The following is a 16,899-nucleotide window of genomic DNA, read 5'->3' as shown; positions in this document are numbered from 1 at the left end:
TCCTATCATAGGGCGACTAAACTATCCACAATTTTTAACTATGGTTAATGAAGTAACAGATGCAACATTTCAGGCCGAAGTTCTTAATGAAAAAGGCGTTGTTGTAATAGACCTTTGGGCTCCTTGGTGTGGCCCTTGCGTGATGCTTTCTCCGATTCTTGAAGAAGTAGCGGAGGAAATGAAAGGTAAAGCGAAAGTAGTCAAAATGAATGTCGACGAAAATCCTCAAACAGCCCAGGCAAACCAGGTCATGAGCATCCCAACGGTTATGTTCTTCAAAGATGGTCAGCTGGTAGAGAAAATGATCGGCCTACAGCCAAAGCAGAACTATGTAGAGACTATTAAAAGACTTTCTGCATAAACAACCGTTTAATCGTCTACTTTGAGGCCGTGCTGCCTTCCCAAGGCTGGACCGACACCTCGATCAGTCGGTTCATATCATCATCAGGCGCTACGATATTTCTAACGGTAGCACCGCATTTCTCACATTCGTATTCGATCTGCTGCCGATTATTGCTTTGGAGCACAGCTATTGGCTTCAAGATCCCTTTGCACGGGTTTGCTCTATCGCCTGGATTGATGTCCACATGGAGAGAATAAAGACATTGGTTACAATGATCGCGAGAGCTGCTGGGGTGAACTGGCACATCAACGCCACAATTCACGCATCTAAAGCTTTCATTATTTTTAACAAACTTTCTGTTTCCCACGGCTCCAAGTATATGATGCCGAGCGAAATAACAAAAGGGGCGGTGTGTTTTGCAAAACACACCGCCCCTGCACTTACATCAGTTCAGCAAAGTGCTCTTAAAAACTACTCCTCTGACTCTTCGTCTGAGCCATCATCAACCAATGATGGGCCATCAGTCACATTGTATGCGACTTTACCACCCTCAACATCGGTTATGACGATGTCAATTTCGACCCTCTCACCGAGCATCGATTGATCTTCGATCTCGTTTAGCTGATCACCATTAAATACAAAGTAAAGGTCTGCACCAGTTGTTTCGTCTTGAACTTTGAACAAGCGGACCATAGACTGTGTCCTCTTCTGTCTCCTCAAGCACACCAACAACTGTGTACTCATCACCTACCTGTACTCCCTCTTCTGGCTCTTGTCCTGAACCGACTGATTCCTCAATCTCGGACTTTACTGCATCATATGCCTCAACAACATATGCTGGATGCTCATCCTTCTCCAAATTAAGCCTGTTTGGATCTTCATCGATATACTCCATAACGATATCCAGATCCTCCTGTCCTTCCTGTGAAAGAGCAGGTCGCACAGTATCATACAGCTCCTGTACTGCATCATATTTATCCTGTGTAGCCTGGCTCAGCTCATCGCTCTCATCATTCTCAAAGAAAACGAAAGATGCGAATAGTAGCAGAAATACACCAGCAATGATCCAGCCCATAACACTCAGGACTGATCGGCCAGTGTCTTCTACACCCTGCGATTGAGAAGCTGAAGCACTCTGCGAACCTTGCGCAGATGCGCTACTTCCCTGACTAGACTTCTTATTTTTTGAAGCCATAATAGAGAGTTAATGAAAATTTATCTCTTTCATTGTACCACTCTCTATGGGATGTTGTAATAGGACAGCCGTGGTATTTCAACTATAGGATTACACAGGCAGGACTGCCCGATGTTGTTTGTGGCTTAGACATTTGATATACTTTCCGTGCTCCTAAAGAAAATAGCTCGTTATTTTTGTGGAGCGGTAGCTCAATTGGTTAGAGCATTCGCCTGTCACGCGAAAGGTTGCGGGTTCGATCCCCGTCCGTTCCGCCATGCTACTAACTTAGAGACCCGACAGGAAGTCGTGTACTTAGTAGAGATGGAACAAGATGTCGGGGTACCCCGCAACTGGAGATCCACGAATGTAGACTCGTAGAGGCAAATGAGTGGCTTTCGACAGGAGTACAACTATGATACGAACGCAGTGAGTGCATAGTTGACCGTTCCGTCATCTTGCAGCTCGTATCGATTGAAAGAATAACCCTTGTGTATGATTTCAGTATATGTAACTTTAGCCTCAGCTTTACTTACGTCAGACTGCCGAAACGACACCACTATCTACCCAAGTGCTGGAGCCTTGACTCGTTTGCAACAGAGAGATGAGCTTGTCTCTGTGCTTATTGCAAAGAAGCGTAACACATACATACAGCAATTAACTAAAGACACAGCAGTCGAATCAGGTTTCTATTCCTATACAGATGCAGATGGTGGTAAAAATAATGACGTTGAGAAGCTTTTAGGTGTAGTCGAGACAAGCTATCCGGTAATACTAAACAAAATAGTGAACTTTCAAGACCTCACTGATGACGAACAAGCAAGCCTATCGAAGTAGTTGCTATCTCTAAAGTGGAACAAGCATTTGAAGTCGCGAAATCAGCTGTCGTAGTAACAGATACCGGCTGGAATATCCATGCTCTAAAAGGCTTCCCAGGACCATTTATGCACTACGTAACCGATTGGTTTTCTCCACAGGATTTTCTAAACTTAATGAGTGATAAAGCAGACCGATCCATAACATTCATGGATGTACTTGCTTACAAAGATGGTGACAAAATGAAGATTTTCAAGACGATCAAAGAGGGTACAATTCTTACAGAGCCTGCTGGCGAAGGTATCCCAATTGATCAGATAGTTACCTTCAGGGCTGATGGCAAGAGTATTGCTTTATGCAACAGTGAAGAGATCTCTTCCTTTGATGAGACTGAGGATATTTCGGTTTGGACAAAGTTTGGGAAGTGGTTCAATGAACAGCATCCTAACTAATTAGCAGCATATCCATCTATTTGAGATCGGCGTTGTTTTAGTGTATAATGTCTTATCACGATGAGAGGACTACCAAAGGCTATCCTTGTATGCCGCGGGAATGCCTCTCTTATTTTTTAAGCTTCCCCTTAAACGACTGAATACTCACAATATTGCTTGCGAAATCCCTCAACAGTGAGGAGTATTTCTGATTTGGCACAATCATTTTGAGTAGCTTCTTCTTTTTGCTTAAATACTCTACTAGGCAGAAGAAGTCACCATCCCCACTCACTATTACCGCCTTGTCATAGTTGGGAAATTCAATCATCGCATGTAAGACCAGCTCCGCATCAACATTCCCTTTATACAACTTCTCATTCCCCCTTTTTATCTCAAGAACATTCTTGAACACCAGAATATAACCCAGCGCCTGGAGCTTGCTATACAATCTATGGTTCTTGGGGATATAACCGATAAACAGGAACGCTCGGGTGACATTATACTTATTCCTAAGCATAAGTCTGAACTTCCCGTAATCCAATTCCCACTTCTGAGAAATTACTCCGCGGTTCAGATTCTGACTATCAATAAACGCATAGTTTTTTGGCTTCTGATCTTTTCTGGATTTCTCTTTCTTCTTCATAGCTTGATTCTATACGATCTACAGATCGCTTCAAGCAAAACTAGATATAAATTCATGAAATTTTCATTAAATGCGAAACTGTGCAGGAAGAAGCTACTACTCCTCAACCTCAGAAGCAGCAACTCCACCCTTACCCTTCTTCTTAGTGGCCATATATTCCTCCGTCTTATTGAGGAATTTCTTGCGGATGCGCAAATTCAAAGGTGTAACCTCAAGTATCTCATCGTCTGCCAAGATACCGATCGCATACTCCAAGGTCACCTGAATTGGAGTCTTCAATGCGACGTCTGTCACAGTTGCGGTTGACTGACGTACATTGCTCTTCTCACGAGCTTTCATTGGATTTACGCTTATATCGTTCTCATACTTGCTGATTCCGATTACCATTCCCTCATATACTTCGGTTGCTGGTGTGATTAATAGCTCACCTCGCTCCTGGATAGAGTTCAAAGCATAGGCCAATGACGTACCTGTGGCATTCGAGATGAGGCGACCATTTCTCTCTTCGATTGTGCCACCACCAAGAGCTACTAGCTGGTGGAAAGTATTGCTGATTACCAGGTTGCCTTTTGTTGCTGTTGCGAGCTGCCTTCTTAGGCCGATCAAGTTGCGGGCTAAGATATGGAATGTCATCTTCGACTGACCGTTGGCGTTTTCTACATTTATTAAATTGCCTTTGCGAGTATTTACGATCTGTGAGACAACGCTAAAGTACTCCTCGGGTACCTCAACATATAGCTCCTCTTCTGGCTCCATCTTTTTGCCGTCAACAACTGTGATGATTACCTCTGGCTTGCGTAGCTGGAATTCATAGCCCTCTCTTCGTAGTGTTTCTACGAGGATTCCGAGGTGAAGCTCTCCACGACCGGATACATAGTACGATCCGTCGTCGTTCTTATCGATCTTAAGGCTGATATTGATCATCTTCTCGTGCTCGAGTCGTGCTTGAAGCTGCTTCAGGTTAGGGAATTTACCCTCTTTACCGAGGAATGGTGAGGTGTTTGCCTCGAATTTCATCTTGAGTGACGGAGGTGATATCTTGATGTCCGGCATGATCTCTGTGCCCTCCTGTACATATAGTGTGCTGCCGATGCGCACATCATCTAGACCAGCTATGGCGACAATATCCCCTACCCCAGCCTTATCTACCTGTGCATACTCAAGTCCTTTACGGACTGAGAGCATTTTTACTTTGCTTGAGATAACTTTGCCAGGAAGCTCGGGATGTGCTGCTTTTATACTATCGCCAAGGCTTACTTTTCCATGCGATATGCGACCAATAAGGTAGCGACCGTTGTGTGGGTCGTAATCTAGGGATGAAACCTGCATCTGGAACGGCTCATTAATATCTCCAGACGGTGCCGGAATATATGCGAGTACTTCATCCAAGAGAGGAGTCGTGTCACCAGGAACATTGGCTAGGTCATCACCTCTCTCTACTGGAAGCTCTTTGAAAACCTTGCCGTCACGGCCGATTGCATAATACACCGGGAATTCTAGCTGGTTCATGTCAGTAACAAGGCTCAAGAACAGATCCTGTACTTTCTTGACTGTAGATGCAGGATCCGCCAGCTTCTTATCAATCTTGTTAACCAGTACGATTATCTTCAATCCAAGCTCCAAAGCTCGCTTCAATACGAATCTAGTCTGTGGCATTACACCTTCCTGTGCATCAACTAGAAGCACAGCACCGTCTGCCATGCTCAATGTTCTCTCAACTTCACCACCAAAGTCAGCGTGACCTGGAGTATCGATAATATTGATAAGATGGCCTTTGTAAGGCAGGGCGATATTTTTAGCCTGAATAGTGATACCACGCTCTCGTTCGAGCTCATTGAAGTCTAAGATTTGCTCCTGCTGCATCTCTTCTTGATTCTCACGGAAAGTATTGCTCTGCTTCAGAAATGCATCGATAAGTGTGGTCTTCCCATGGTCTACGTGGGCGATAATAGCGATATTACGAATTTTGTCGTTAGGTGTGATTTCTGCCATATTTACGGGAAATATTGAAATGCGCGGTGATTATATCACTCCTGTAGACCAAAGTCACTCACAAAATATGAACCACGCAGTTATCCAGAGTTGAGAAAATTAAAGTATTGATTGCACTCTGTGCATATGCTACTTTAATATAATAAGTAAATCATTTAATTAGGGGTAATCAGATGAAAGCTCGAGCTGCCAAGGGAATTTTACTATTAGCTACTATTATATCTACACTTTCTTTCTTCGGTGCATCAGTATACGCACTAGACACCTCAAACTTCACCCAAACAATTAACGCAGGAACGCTTGCGATTGATATTGTTGACGGATCATATGTTACAGTTGGTTCCCCAAGCGTTGCATTTCCTACTGCAACATTCTCATTTGCTTGTCAGACAAGCTCAGGAACTTTCGGTACGGCATCTCAGAGAATCTATGTCTCAAACCCAGACGCTGCGGATAACGGATGGTCAGCAAGTCTCGCCGGATCAGCTGCAACAGCAGTATGGGATGGAGCAGCTTCTGACTACGATTTTAACGACTCATCGGGTGGTGGCTGTACAGATGGTGGTGATGCAGACTCGGTTGGTGGACAGATGACAGTTGATGCGTCGGTTGGCACATTAACAGCAGGTGCATGCTCAGGCTGTACTACCACCAACATCACTAAAGGCTCAGCCGCTTCGTTTGTTCAGGGTACTACCGACAGTATCACACTCCTAACTGCAGCTGCAGGCTCCGACGATATCGGTGATTGGGCATTAATAGGTGTCGATGTAGACCAAGATATTCCTGCACAGCAAGCAGCCGCTTCAGACTACGATATCAACATGGTTCTGTCTGTAGTTAGCAACTAAAACTTAGATTCTGCGGGATATAAACCTATGCTCAAACAGAAACTCGCTACGCCAGCAAGGCTAGCAAAACTGTCAATTTGTGTGATTCTTTTCACTTTATATAGCACTTCTTCAGCCGCTGCCATTGAATATGAAGGTATCGGACTGAAGCCTGCTCACCCAGACCCAGATAACGAGAGAACCAAATCGATTTTTATTTACAATCTCGCACCTGGTGTAAGCGAAGAGGATGAGATCCTAGTCATCAATAACACAGATCAAGACAAGACGGTGCTTCTATATGCCACTGACTCTCAGAAATCCACCGACGGCTCTTTCGCTTGCGAGCAGTATCTCGACAGCAAAGATAAAGTGGGAGGGTGGATTAATCTTGAGGCCGAAGAGCTAGACTTGGCTGCTCACACAAGTACAAGTGTAAGGTTCAACGTTGAGGTGCCAGAGGTAGCGGATGTAGGTGAACAAAATGGGTGCATAATGTTACAAGAGAAAAAAGACCCCACTGGAAGTGGATCCGGGGTGAGCTTATCATTTAGAACCGGCTTGAGAGTGGTAGTAACTGTGCCGGGTGAGCAGGTCAGGAAATTAAGCCTAACCTCTTTTCGAGCCAATCAGGCCAGCAGGTCGCTGATAACCACACGAACCGAGATCAGAAACGATGGGAATGTATCGATCGACGCCAAGCTTCATCTTGTAACCGCCTATTTCTGGGGTATTGGAAGCCATGAAGAAATCAGTCAATATCCGATACTTCGTGGTGACACCGGTGTATTTAATATTGACCTACAGCCACCGGAGTGGGGAGGCCTGATCAAAACAAGCGCAATAGTTGAGTACGACAACAGCAGCGAAGCAAGTGTTGGAGTGGACTCAGAGGCGCCAAATACATCTATATCCTCTGAGCCGAAGTATCTCCTATTCCTACCCCAACCAAGGAATGCCTTGATAGAGCTGGGTGTATTGGCCTTGGTCATCGCAGTTGGGGCTGCTATCTGGCTTCGGATTGCCCACCGAAACGAGATTAAGATGAGATGGGATACCTACACAATAAAGAGCGGCGAAAATCTAGAAGAAATAGCGAAAAGAAACAACATCGGCTGGAAAAAGCTGGCGAATGCAAACAAGATTAAGCCTCCGTATAATATCGAAGCTGGAAGGAAAATTAAAATCCCTCCAAGGGAGTAGGTTATGACAGGAGAAATTAGAAGGAAAAACCTGAGCATAGGATTAAGAGGAGCCCTGATGGCGCTGCTGTTAGTAGTGGTGCTGCTTGCCAATCTTTACTATATCACTAATAGAGATGCTACACAGAACTCTGAAAATGCAGGATCAGTTGATAGTGTAAGAGCCGATTCAAACTACATGGTAAGTGGTGGAACTTTGGTTGTCGGCTCCGAGGCATCAACAGACAACAGCAACACCGGCTCGTGGAAAGGCACATTCGGGTCAGATGACAACTACTGGACTGTCGCAAGAGCCGCTGCGAGCCCAAGTCTTGACGTGCAATTTGCTTTCAACAATGTCTCAATGCTTGGTGGCAACAAAATCATCATCTACTTTGAGGACTCAAATATTACTAATTCGATCGATTACGTTCATCAGATCTGTGATTGGACTTCTTCGACTGCTGTTGACAATGCTGCAGATGCAAACTGTACAACTGGTGGATGGAGGACACTGCACCCCCGGAGGACTACTTGGACAAACAACACCGACACCGCAAGAACGTATGAGATCTACGATGGCTACTTCTCATCAAGAAGCTCATCACCAGGAACAGTCGCTTCTACCCCGATGAGCAATTTTATTAATGCATCAAGCAATAACAAAGTATTATTGCGATCATACTCTACAACAAACGATACAACCTCATTCCGTACAGACATGGTTCGCATAGAGGTTGCCGTTGATCCGATATATGAACCGTCAGACATCACACTTACCGCGGCAGGGTCTGCTACGAACTATATATCAGACATCGTCGGTAGCCCGGCAGCAGCAGATGCTTCGGACGGCACTAAATTGACTATTCCAATGTCAGCGACGTCGACTGCAATCGAGTACTATTTAACATTTAAAAATGTAGAGACATTCAATGGCGCAAACACGCTATTGGTGGCCACAGAGCTGTGTATGTCAAATGCCAGCCTAACATTATCATCGATAAGCTTATACAATTTTGCTGACACAAACTGGACCTCAATCCCATCCCCACCAGCATCAACAGCCTGCCCCAGTGATACAGATTACGCATTCTCCTTCAACGATTCGCTCATTGGCGGTTTTGATCTGAATGAGCATATTTCGTCTGGAGAGGTACGATTTAGAGTTGTCACTAACGCTCCTGCATCGGTTTACAATATACAGATTGATAGGTCTTACATGATGGTAGGAGCTATCAATAGTGACAGCTCTAAGTGCGAGATATCATGGGGGACCGGAACTGCGACAAACTGCGTAAACACAAGGTATGTAGATGTTGGTAAGACAGGGGCACCATCAGGCTCGACTTGGCAGGCGGCTGCAACGCTGGAGTATCCTTCATCCTTTTATGCCCAGGATAACGATGATGATGCAAACGACAACGAGTACGCTGCCTCACAGAATCTTTCGTTTCCAGTAACTACTAGCTCGAACATGTCTATAACCGCTATGCATTTTGCGACAAAGCATCGTTCAAATAATTCTAACCAAACCGCATCGCCTCAATTAAGAACGTATGCTGGACAAAATGTGACCACCGGATGGACGGATACTCCAGGATCAGATAACAGCAACAGCTCCACTTATACATGGTCGGACAGCTGGGTAACTACAGAGATCCAGACCGACGCACCAATGTATGTAGACACCTCAAGCAATATTATGAATCTTCGACTTAGGACAAGTGCAGGCAATACATCGGACCCAGGTAGCAGAGACTGGGCTTTTGCAATGATGAGTATCAGATGGGTTGAGGAAACCGACAGAATAACCTTGCTAACAAAGCGAACCGCGACTGGTGGCGCGTTAATTACTGGGGCTGAGGTCTCCACCTCACAAACTAATACCGGATCGTGGAAAGGCACACTTGGCTCTGATGTTCAGTCTGATGGGACGTCAAACTACTGGACGACTGCAAGAGACAATGCTTCAGGTCTGGATAAGCAACTTACATTTGATAACATAAACCTGTATGGCGCAAATAAACTGTTCATTACCATAGAGGATACCAATATAACAACAGGTAATGCCTATTCTCATCAGATCTGTGACTGGGTCTCATCGACTGGCGTGGACAACGCTGCGGATGCCCAGTGCACAGGTGGAGGTTGGAGGACCTTAAACGATCGGAAAGCAGATCATACAAACACTACTGATACTCTCAGGGAGTATGCTGTTTATGACGGTTTCTTCTCAGACAGAAGCTCATCACCTGGAACAGCATACTCCACCCCACTTACAAATTTTATTGGTGGATCAAGCGATACAGTACTGGTTAGGGTCTACTCTACTGTAGCCTCAACAGTGCAACATAGGCTTGACTACGCAGCCGTTGAGGTCGGTATCGACCCAATCTACGAACCGGCAGCATTTACAAAGATATCACCATACACAGGATCTACATCAAACTATATCTCTGACATGATTGGAGCTGCTGCAAGCGATGGTAACAAGTTCACAATGACCAATGATGCTACCAACCCGCTAGATGTATATTTCTCGTTTAAAAACGTAGAGGCCTACACATCAGCAAATACCATCCTTGTAAAACCTGAAGTGTGTCTCTCGAATTCAGCTCTCACATTTGATATCTATATCTATAATTTTAATAGCACCAGCTGGGAAGCATTAACTAGCGGGGCAGTTACAGGCACAGCATGTGCAACAGACACTGTGTATTCGTATGCAAAGAATAATGTAACTCTTTCTAACTATATTAGCAGTGGTGAAATTAGAGTAAGGATAGCCACAGCCAGTAGCAATACGCACACGATGAGCCTTGATGCTCTATATGTAATGCTAGGCTCAACCAATACAGATAGTAGCCTCTGCGAGATCGCTTGGGGAAGCGGTACTGCAACCGACTGTACAAATACAAGGGATGCAGGCTCCGCTGACGGAGGTAGTTCTGCTGGTAGCACATGGCAGGTTAGCTCAACCACAGAGTATATCTCATCATTTTACTCTCTTGATAATGATGATGATGGTAACAACGGTGAATCTGCAATATCTACTAATCTATCTTTTCCTACTGAGATAGGTTCGGGCAGCTCAATCACTGCAATTCATTGGGCTGCTCGGATACGCTCAAACAGTGTATCGATTACTCGACAACTCGGTATAAAAGACTATTCAGCCAGGCTTGGAGTCTCAGGGTGGAGCGCCTCACAGCTTAGTAACTCTGGTACTTCATTTGGATATGGAGATAGCAAATTTACTCAAACAGCGGGTATCAAGGCATTCATCACTAGCCCTTACTACTATATTGATTCAGGTGCAGAGCTAATAAACTTTAGGCTCAGGACACTAAACTCCTCAATTTCGACATCTGTTACCGATGATATCGATTTCGCAATGGCAAGTTATCGCTGGGCAGAAGTCGAACAGGATATAATATCGGTCGACATCGTCGATAGCGGTGGCACTACTGTCTCGAACCCTTCTATTGCCTTCTCTATTGCAACTGCAAGCTTTGCATGCCAAACAACCACGGGCACATTCGGAGTCGCGAACGAAAAGATTCGTGTCTACAATAGTGGATCGAACCCCTCCTGGACTTTATCATTAGCAGCTGCCGACGGGATTACCTCCAGCTGGTCATCAAGCTACGACTTCAATGACAGTGCTGGATCACCTGCTGGATGTGGCGACGGCGGTGATGCCGACTCATATAAGGGTCAGCTAAGCATCGATCTTTCCAATGTAACTATAACTCCAGAGGGCGGCTGTAGTGCGACGGGGATTACTGTTGGCTCAGACGCAGGCTATGTTCAAGGAACGACCGACAGCATTTTACTTGTTCAGGCAGATGGAACTGCTGACACAGGCTGTTACTGGGATATTACAGGGATTGAAGTATCTCAGAAAATCCCTGCTGAACAAGCAAGTGGCAATTATTCAATTAATATGAGCCTATCGGTTGTTTCAAACTAATTGAAAGATGAATCTCGCAAGAAAGATCACAATTTACCTTTGTTTGCTCCTCCTAGCTCTGTCTGCTCAGCACTCTTATGCTTCCACATTTTATCAATATATCTACGGGTTCGAGGAGTGCAATGACGGAATGGACAACGATGGCGATGGTGCAATAGACTTCGGCACAGATCCAGGATGTGAGTCGTGGGGCGATAATTCAGAATTCCCAGATCCTGAGCCACCCGATGACCCACCTGATGATCCAGGCGATAGCGGTGGTGAGGAAGAAGAAGAGGAGAATGGCGGGTCGGGTGGTAGCAGCAATGGCTCTGGTAACGGCGGTTCAAGCAGCAATCCAGATGATGGCGATGGAGACAGTGATGGCGGGGAAGACACAGACGGCAGGGACAATGACCCGAATGACCCTGACAGTGACGATGACGACGATGGCGGTAGTGATGACGGTGACAACAGAGGTGGCGGTGGAGAGGAAAATGACGATGGCCTTATATTCGGTATAGATACAGCGACCTTCGTAGCAGGAAGTGTCAGTTCTTGTGGTTTACTTCTGCTCCTTCTACCAGCGATTTTTATCTTTATGAGGCGAAGAAGAGACAAGAAATCGGAGGAGTTATAGATCCCCTCGCCTTGACGTCAGCTGTACCTCAGATATGCTTTCGTGCTAATATATCTGTTGAATGATTCGCGCAGACAACATCACCAAAATTTACAAGATGGGTAAAACCAGCTTTACTGCGCTTGATGGTGTATCACTACAGATTGATCAAGGAGAGAGCTTGGCGATACTTGGCAAGTCAGGGTCTGGCAAGTCCACGCTTATGCATTTACTGGCCGCGCTTGATACCCCAACTGAAGGAAATATCAACTTTAACGGCAAAGATCTCCGCGATTTCAAGTCACGCCAGCTCAATAGATTCCGCAATGAAAATATCGGCTTCATATTCCAATCGTTCTTCATGTTTAATAGCGAAAGCGTGTACGACAATGTTGCATTTCCACTACTACTATTGAACAGGCCAAAGAGCGAGGTCAACGAAAAGGTTATGGAGATGCTAAAACTGGTAGAGATGGAAGATAAGGCAAAAAATAAAGGGAATGAGCTTTCAGGTGGCCAAAAGCAGCGAGTATGCATCGCAAGGGCATTGATAAATCAGCCACAGGTAGTTTTCGCTGATGAGCCGACTGGCAACCTCGACAGTGCAACTGGTCGCAAGATTGAAGAGATTCTTTTTGGGTTGAATGCGGAGCTTAATACAACATTGGTTATTGTCACGCACGATGAAGATTTGGCAGAGAAGTGTGGAAGACAGATAGAATTAGTTGACGGCAAAATCGTAGATGAAGATTAAAGATATATTTATCAAAAGTAATAGACATATCGTCCAGTCAAAGACCAGAAGCTTACTGACCATATTAGCAGTGGCAGTTGGAGGTACTACGCTTACACTAGCGCTTGGCGCAGGAATCGGTGTAATCACACTTTTTAACCGCGAGCTAAATAATGTCGAAGCTGAAGGGAGTCTCTCTGTCTTCCCAGGCGGTGACTTCGCCAATGAAAGAGAGCCTGGAGCTACTGGATTAGAAGAGTATGAGGAGCCAGAAGAGCAGGCGAATGTTAGTGCTGGTGGGATACCTATCTTAAATCAGGATGATAGAAGCTACTTTGAATCGCTCGACGGTGTCGATTCGGTCTATTACAACTACTCGACCGAAGTTCAATATGTCGAGATCGAAGATGTCGAGGGGAAATATCAAACAAACACTACACTTTTCTATCCAGATCTGAAGCTGCAACTGCTTGCAGGGCGCTTGCCAGAAGATGATGACGAAACTGTTGTCACCGAGGAGTATCTTGAGACAGCGGAGTTGGACAAGCACGATCCCGAAGAAGTAGAGAGGCTGGTTGGGAAGAGCATTACAATCAGCTATCTTGATAGCAGTGGCGTGATCGTTTCTGACGAATTGGAAATTGTTGGAGTCAAATCGACAGGCATTACTGATACAGAAGCATTCTATATTACAGAGGTGAAGGCTCTAGAGATCCAGACTGAGCAGCTAGGTGCTGAGAATCCGCTATTGGCATCTGCTCAAACAGCTGTATTAGTACTTGAAGACACAACAGCTGAGACCGAGAAGAAGGTCACCGACGAGCTAAACAAGGAAGGTTATCAATACTTCAATTTTGCCCAATTAAATCAGCTGGCGCAAAGTGCAGGGGTCTACATTACTTCAGGGCTTGTTGGATTTTCAAGTATCGTAATCTTTGCATCGCTTTTTGGAATCTTAAATACGATGCTAATGAGCGTATACGAAAGAACTAAAGAGATAGGCTTAATGAAGGCCATCGGGATGTCGAATCGCACAGTGTTTGCTTTATTCTCAATCGAGGGAGCATTTATCGGCTTCTGGGGAGGTGTTGTGGGCATTGTTTCTGCGTTGATTGTTGGTGGGCTTATTTTCAACCCGTTGTTGTTCAACTATTTTGAGAGCCAAGGCGTAGATGAGCCGATTCAGTTCCTCTTCCCTCCATTGATGCTCATACCTATCGTCCTTTTCCTTACAAGCATAAGCCTAATTGCGGCATTAATTCCGGCGAGGAAGGCTTCAAGACTCGACCCGATCGAGGCACTTCGCTACGAATAAGCTTGATAAAACTAAGAGGCAATCCCCTACTCGTATCTCAAGGCGTTCAACGCCGAGATCTTGGTGGCGCGGTTAGCAGGATATAATCCAGTTGCAAATCCAACAAAGAACGAGATCATTACCACACCAAGAGCTAGCAAGATCGGTATATTCGTCACATCGATAAACCCATACCCTTTACTTATAGATAGGAAAGAGAGAGCGATGCTTAATAGCTTACCGATGAAGAAGCCTAAAAGCAGTCCACCAACACCACCATAAAAGCCCATGATCATCGACTCGGAGAGGAAAAGCATCCTTACCTCCTCGGGACGCATACCCATGGCTCTAAGCAACCCAACCTCTCTGGTTCTTTCCAAGAGTGATACCGTCAATGTGTTAAACATTCCTAGGCATGCAACAGCAAGGGCAAAGCTACCCACAAGTGCGAGAATGATCCTAGCTGTGGCAAAGAATTGATCTATCTGTTCCTTGGTATCTGCGACAGAAGAAGTCGCAAACCCTAATGACTCGATCTTCTTTCGTATATCACTTAGAGCCTCATTGCTTTCAGCCACAACTCTGAGCTGTGAGTAGTTGGCAACACCGATACCTTTAAGATCGGTTATTGGTACGAAAGCAAATGGGCTGCTTTCATCAGAGGTGACTCCAACAATTGTATACTCTTCTGGCACCGACTCGATTCGTGAACCTGCTTCTGATATCAACTCATTGGTGACAGAATAGCCAAGTTTAAGTTTCCTACCTACCGCCTCCTGTTCCGAAACACCCAATAGGTTTAGCACAGAACGATTCACGATGACGACTCTCTCAGCATTTGCTGCCAGATTAACCTTTTCGACGACGTTTTCTGTGGTCTCTTCCTCATCATCTATCTCAATAAACTCCAGATCCACGGTGTCAGAAAGCTCGAGTGAAGCTCCAAGAACAGCACTACTCAGCCCTTCTTCAGATGGCTTAGGTACAATAGTACTTTGGTACTCCAGATACTGATTCTCGATGTAACCCCACTCGTTCGTTTGATAACCACGGTCATCTCTTACCGGCTCATAAATAGTATCTGCACACTCCTCCGAGCATCTTCCTTTGGCCCATAGAGGCATATGGCCATAGAACCAGTCATTCTTCTCCTCGTCTGCGTACAGATACTTACCTCCGCTTACATGTGAGGCTGCTTTATCCTTTAAAAGCCTGGCATTAGTCCATCCAAGTAGTCTAGAATCTTTATCCGGCGTTACCCTGACAGCTAGCCATACGGGCTCACTCTCACCCATTATCACATTCCCAAGATAGTTATCTAAACCTGGGTGCCCGGAGTATGTACCGATACCAAGAACATCCTGCTCGCCTTCTCCTGCCACAGCCATCTTGCCGTCAAACAGTGTACCCTCGACAATATTTATTGCCGACTCCTCGAGGTAACCACCTGGCACAGCATAGATAGCAATATCCGATGTAGATTCGGAGTACTCAACCTTACCCACCACTGCGATGACTGGGAAAACCTCATCCACTTCCGAGATTTTTTTAATATCTGTAACAGCTGAATCGTTTAACTTCAATTTGCTCCCGGGCTGTGTATCGACCTCTGCTTGCCTCATCTCTTTGAGTGAAATCGCTCTGCTAATTACTAGCTCCTGGAGACCAAAGCCGAGGGACACCAAAAACACGATAGTCGCAATACCTAATGATACTCCACTAACTGTAATAAAAGCTCTGCTCCTTTTGAATTTCAAGTTTTTCAATGCGAGATCAAGTATCGTAAGTATTGTCATATTGTTAGGATACCGCTTCATATCACCAACACGATTGAGGAAGGCAAATGTTTTAAGTGCGAAAATATTGTAATGCGACGCAACTAGAGATGGAAAAATCCTGATTGCCAGAATCTTCTGAATCGTACGTGTGACAACATATACATTTACAATAAACAGGAATCGGACAATATAGTTCAACTCAAAGGTAGCGGCTCTTAATTTGCCCGCAATATTATGCGGATTGAACCATCTCTTGGTGCTTGCGCCAATCTTAAGCTTCTTCATGATTATTACCGTTCTTTTTTAGACCAATATTATGGTGCAGCAGCTCTTCAATAGCACCCTTATCATGTGTTGCGATTACTTGGCCATCTAACATCTGGAATGCTTTATCAGCATAAATCAGATACTCCAAGTCATGCGTTACTAAGATCACTGTCTTACCTAATTCATGGTTCAATTTATAGAATAGACTCATCATATCTTTACCGCTTTCAAAATCAAGATTACCTGTGGGCTCGTCTGCCACTATTACTTCCGGGTCATTAACCAATGCCCTAGCCATTGCTGTGCGTTGCTGCTGTCCAGCAGACAGCTCTGTAGGGAAATAGTCCGCCCAATCGAGCATACCAACCATTCTAAGCATCTCGATAGATCGATTCAAAGCCTGATTTTTATTTGTGCCGGCAAGCATTAGAGGAAGAGCGACATTTTCTCGAACAGATAAAGATTTTACCCAGAGCGATTGCTGATACACCATGCCGATATTGAGCTTACGAAAAGTCGAAGTAAAATTAGGATCATTGCTACCGCTCAACTTTACCCCCATGAAGTCTACTTCTCCCGCTGTTGGATCCTCCAAACCAAGAATTAAATGAAGCAGTGTAGATTTTCCACACCCCGAGGGTCCAAATAGTATAGTGAACTCTCCACGGTTTATCGCCAAACTCACACCTTTTAGTACTTCTACATCTTGCTCGCCAACTTTAAAGACCTTCCTGACATCTGATACAGTTATCGCATCCTTCTGCAACGCGAACTGTTCACTCCTGTCACCTTTCGATGACTTAGCTGAAGCTATCTGTATGTCTGTAACCATATCCTGGTTCATAA

General features: G+C 45.0%; 16 protein-coding genes and 1 tRNA gene. 10 read left to right on the top strand and 7 right to left on the bottom strand.

What is annotated here, in order from left to right:
• The first annotated feature begins 40 nt into the window (after positions 1-40).
• Positions 41-361 (top strand): thioredoxin, encoded by a 321-nt coding sequence (trxA, locus tag QY318_03660; protein ID WKZ30919.1) that lies wholly within the window; start codon positions 41-43, stop codon positions 359-361.
• Between the two features lie 16 nt (positions 362-377).
• Here trxA and QY318_03655 read toward each other — a convergent pair whose 3' ends face one another.
• From QY318_03655 to QY318_03645, 3 genes are all read right to left on the bottom strand, one after another.
• Positions 378-710, bottom strand: coding sequence for an RNHCP domain-containing protein (locus QY318_03655; GenBank protein WKZ30918.1), 333 nt, complete (start codon positions 708-710; stop codon positions 378-380).
• A 104-nt stretch (positions 711-814) separates the two neighbouring features.
• Positions 815-1,027, bottom strand: coding sequence for a hypothetical protein (locus tag QY318_03650; protein ID WKZ30917.1), 213 nt, complete (start codon positions 1,025-1,027; stop codon positions 815-817).
• Entirely contained in the window at positions 975-1,538 is a 564-nt protein-coding gene (locus QY318_03645) for a hypothetical protein (GenBank protein WKZ30916.1), read from the bottom strand. The genes QY318_03650 and QY318_03645 overlap by 53 nt, the downstream gene beginning before the upstream one ends.
• A gap of 180 nt (positions 1,539-1,718) precedes the next feature.
• On the opposite strand from QY318_03645, the gene QY318_03640 reads away from it, so the two are divergent.
• From QY318_03640 to QY318_03630, 3 genes are all read left to right on the top strand, one after another.
• Positions 1,719-1,795: transfer RNA gene (locus QY318_03640), tRNA-Asp, on the top strand.
• Between the two features lie 217 nt (positions 1,796-2,012).
• Entirely contained in the window at positions 2,013-2,354 is a 342-nt protein-coding gene (locus QY318_03635) for a DUF4238 domain-containing protein (GenBank protein ID WKZ30915.1), read from the top strand.
• A gap of 14 nt (positions 2,355-2,368) precedes the next feature.
• On the top strand, positions 2,369-2,785 hold the full coding sequence (locus QY318_03630) for a non-canonical purine NTP pyrophosphatase (protein WKZ30914.1): 417 nt from the start codon (positions 2,369-2,371) through the stop codon (positions 2,783-2,785).
• A gap of 109 nt (positions 2,786-2,894) precedes the next feature.
• On the opposite strand, the gene QY318_03625 is transcribed toward QY318_03630, so the two are convergent.
• On the bottom strand, positions 2,895-3,407 hold the full coding sequence (locus QY318_03625; GenBank protein ID WKZ30913.1) for an NYN domain-containing protein: 513 nt from the start codon (positions 3,405-3,407) through the stop codon (positions 2,895-2,897).
• 96 nt (positions 3,408-3,503) lie between these two features.
• Complete coding sequence (locus tag QY318_03620; GenBank protein ID WKZ30912.1) at positions 3,504-5,399, bottom strand: GTP-binding protein; 1,896 nt, start codon at positions 5,397-5,399, stop codon at positions 3,504-3,506.
• 173 nt (positions 5,400-5,572) lie between these two features.
• Between QY318_03620 and QY318_03615 the strand changes: the two genes are divergently transcribed.
• From QY318_03615 to QY318_03590, 6 genes are all read left to right on the top strand, one after another.
• Positions 5,573-6,250 carry a hypothetical protein gene (locus QY318_03615; protein WKZ30911.1) on the top strand — a complete coding sequence of 226 codons (678 nt, stop codon included), beginning with the start codon at positions 5,573-5,575 and terminating at the stop codon, positions 6,248-6,250.
• Positions 6,251-6,277: 27 nt separating this feature from the next.
• Positions 6,278-7,432: a LysM peptidoglycan-binding domain-containing protein gene (locus QY318_03610; GenBank protein WKZ30910.1), complete on the top strand. Its 1,155-nt coding sequence runs from the start codon at positions 6,278-6,280 to the stop codon at positions 7,430-7,432.
• 3 nt (positions 7,433-7,435) lie between these two features.
• Positions 7,436-11,383 carry a hypothetical protein gene (locus QY318_03605; GenBank protein WKZ30909.1) on the top strand — a complete coding sequence of 1,316 codons (3,948 nt, stop codon included), beginning with the start codon at positions 7,436-7,438 and terminating at the stop codon, positions 11,381-11,383.
• Between the two features lie 7 nt (positions 11,384-11,390).
• The gene (locus QY318_03600; GenBank protein WKZ30908.1) at positions 11,391-12,002 is read left to right on the top strand and encodes a hypothetical protein; all 612 of its coding nucleotides are present in this window, start codon (positions 11,391-11,393) and stop codon (positions 12,000-12,002) included.
• A gap of 61 nt (positions 12,003-12,063) precedes the next feature.
• Positions 12,064-12,735, top strand: coding sequence for an ABC transporter ATP-binding protein (locus tag QY318_03595; GenBank protein ID WKZ30907.1), 672 nt, complete (start codon positions 12,064-12,066; stop codon positions 12,733-12,735).
• Entirely contained in the window at positions 12,725-14,029 is a 1,305-nt protein-coding gene (locus QY318_03590; GenBank protein ID WKZ30906.1) for an FtsX-like permease family protein, read from the top strand. The genes QY318_03595 and QY318_03590 overlap by 11 nt, the downstream gene beginning before the upstream one ends.
• Before the next feature lie 26 nt (positions 14,030-14,055).
• Here the strand turns inward: QY318_03590 and QY318_03585 are convergent, their stop codons facing one another.
• Together QY318_03585 and QY318_03580 are read right to left on the bottom strand one after the other, a co-directional pair.
• Positions 14,056-16,071, bottom strand: coding sequence for an ABC transporter permease (locus QY318_03585; protein WKZ30905.1), 2,016 nt, complete (start codon positions 16,069-16,071; stop codon positions 14,056-14,058).
• Positions 16,058-16,897: an ABC transporter ATP-binding protein gene (locus QY318_03580; GenBank protein ID WKZ30904.1), complete on the bottom strand. Its 840-nt coding sequence runs from the start codon at positions 16,895-16,897 to the stop codon at positions 16,058-16,060. The genes QY318_03585 and QY318_03580 overlap by 14 nt, the downstream gene beginning before the upstream one ends.
• Positions 16,898-16,899: the final 2 nt, after the last annotated feature.

It is taken from the genome of Candidatus Dojkabacteria bacterium (genome assembly GCA_030583845.1).
GTDB lineage: Bacteria > Patescibacteriota > Dojkabacteria > SC72 > JAHDCA01.
Note: the sequence above shows the minus strand (reverse complement) of the source record. Positions and strands in the feature narration are given on the sequence as shown.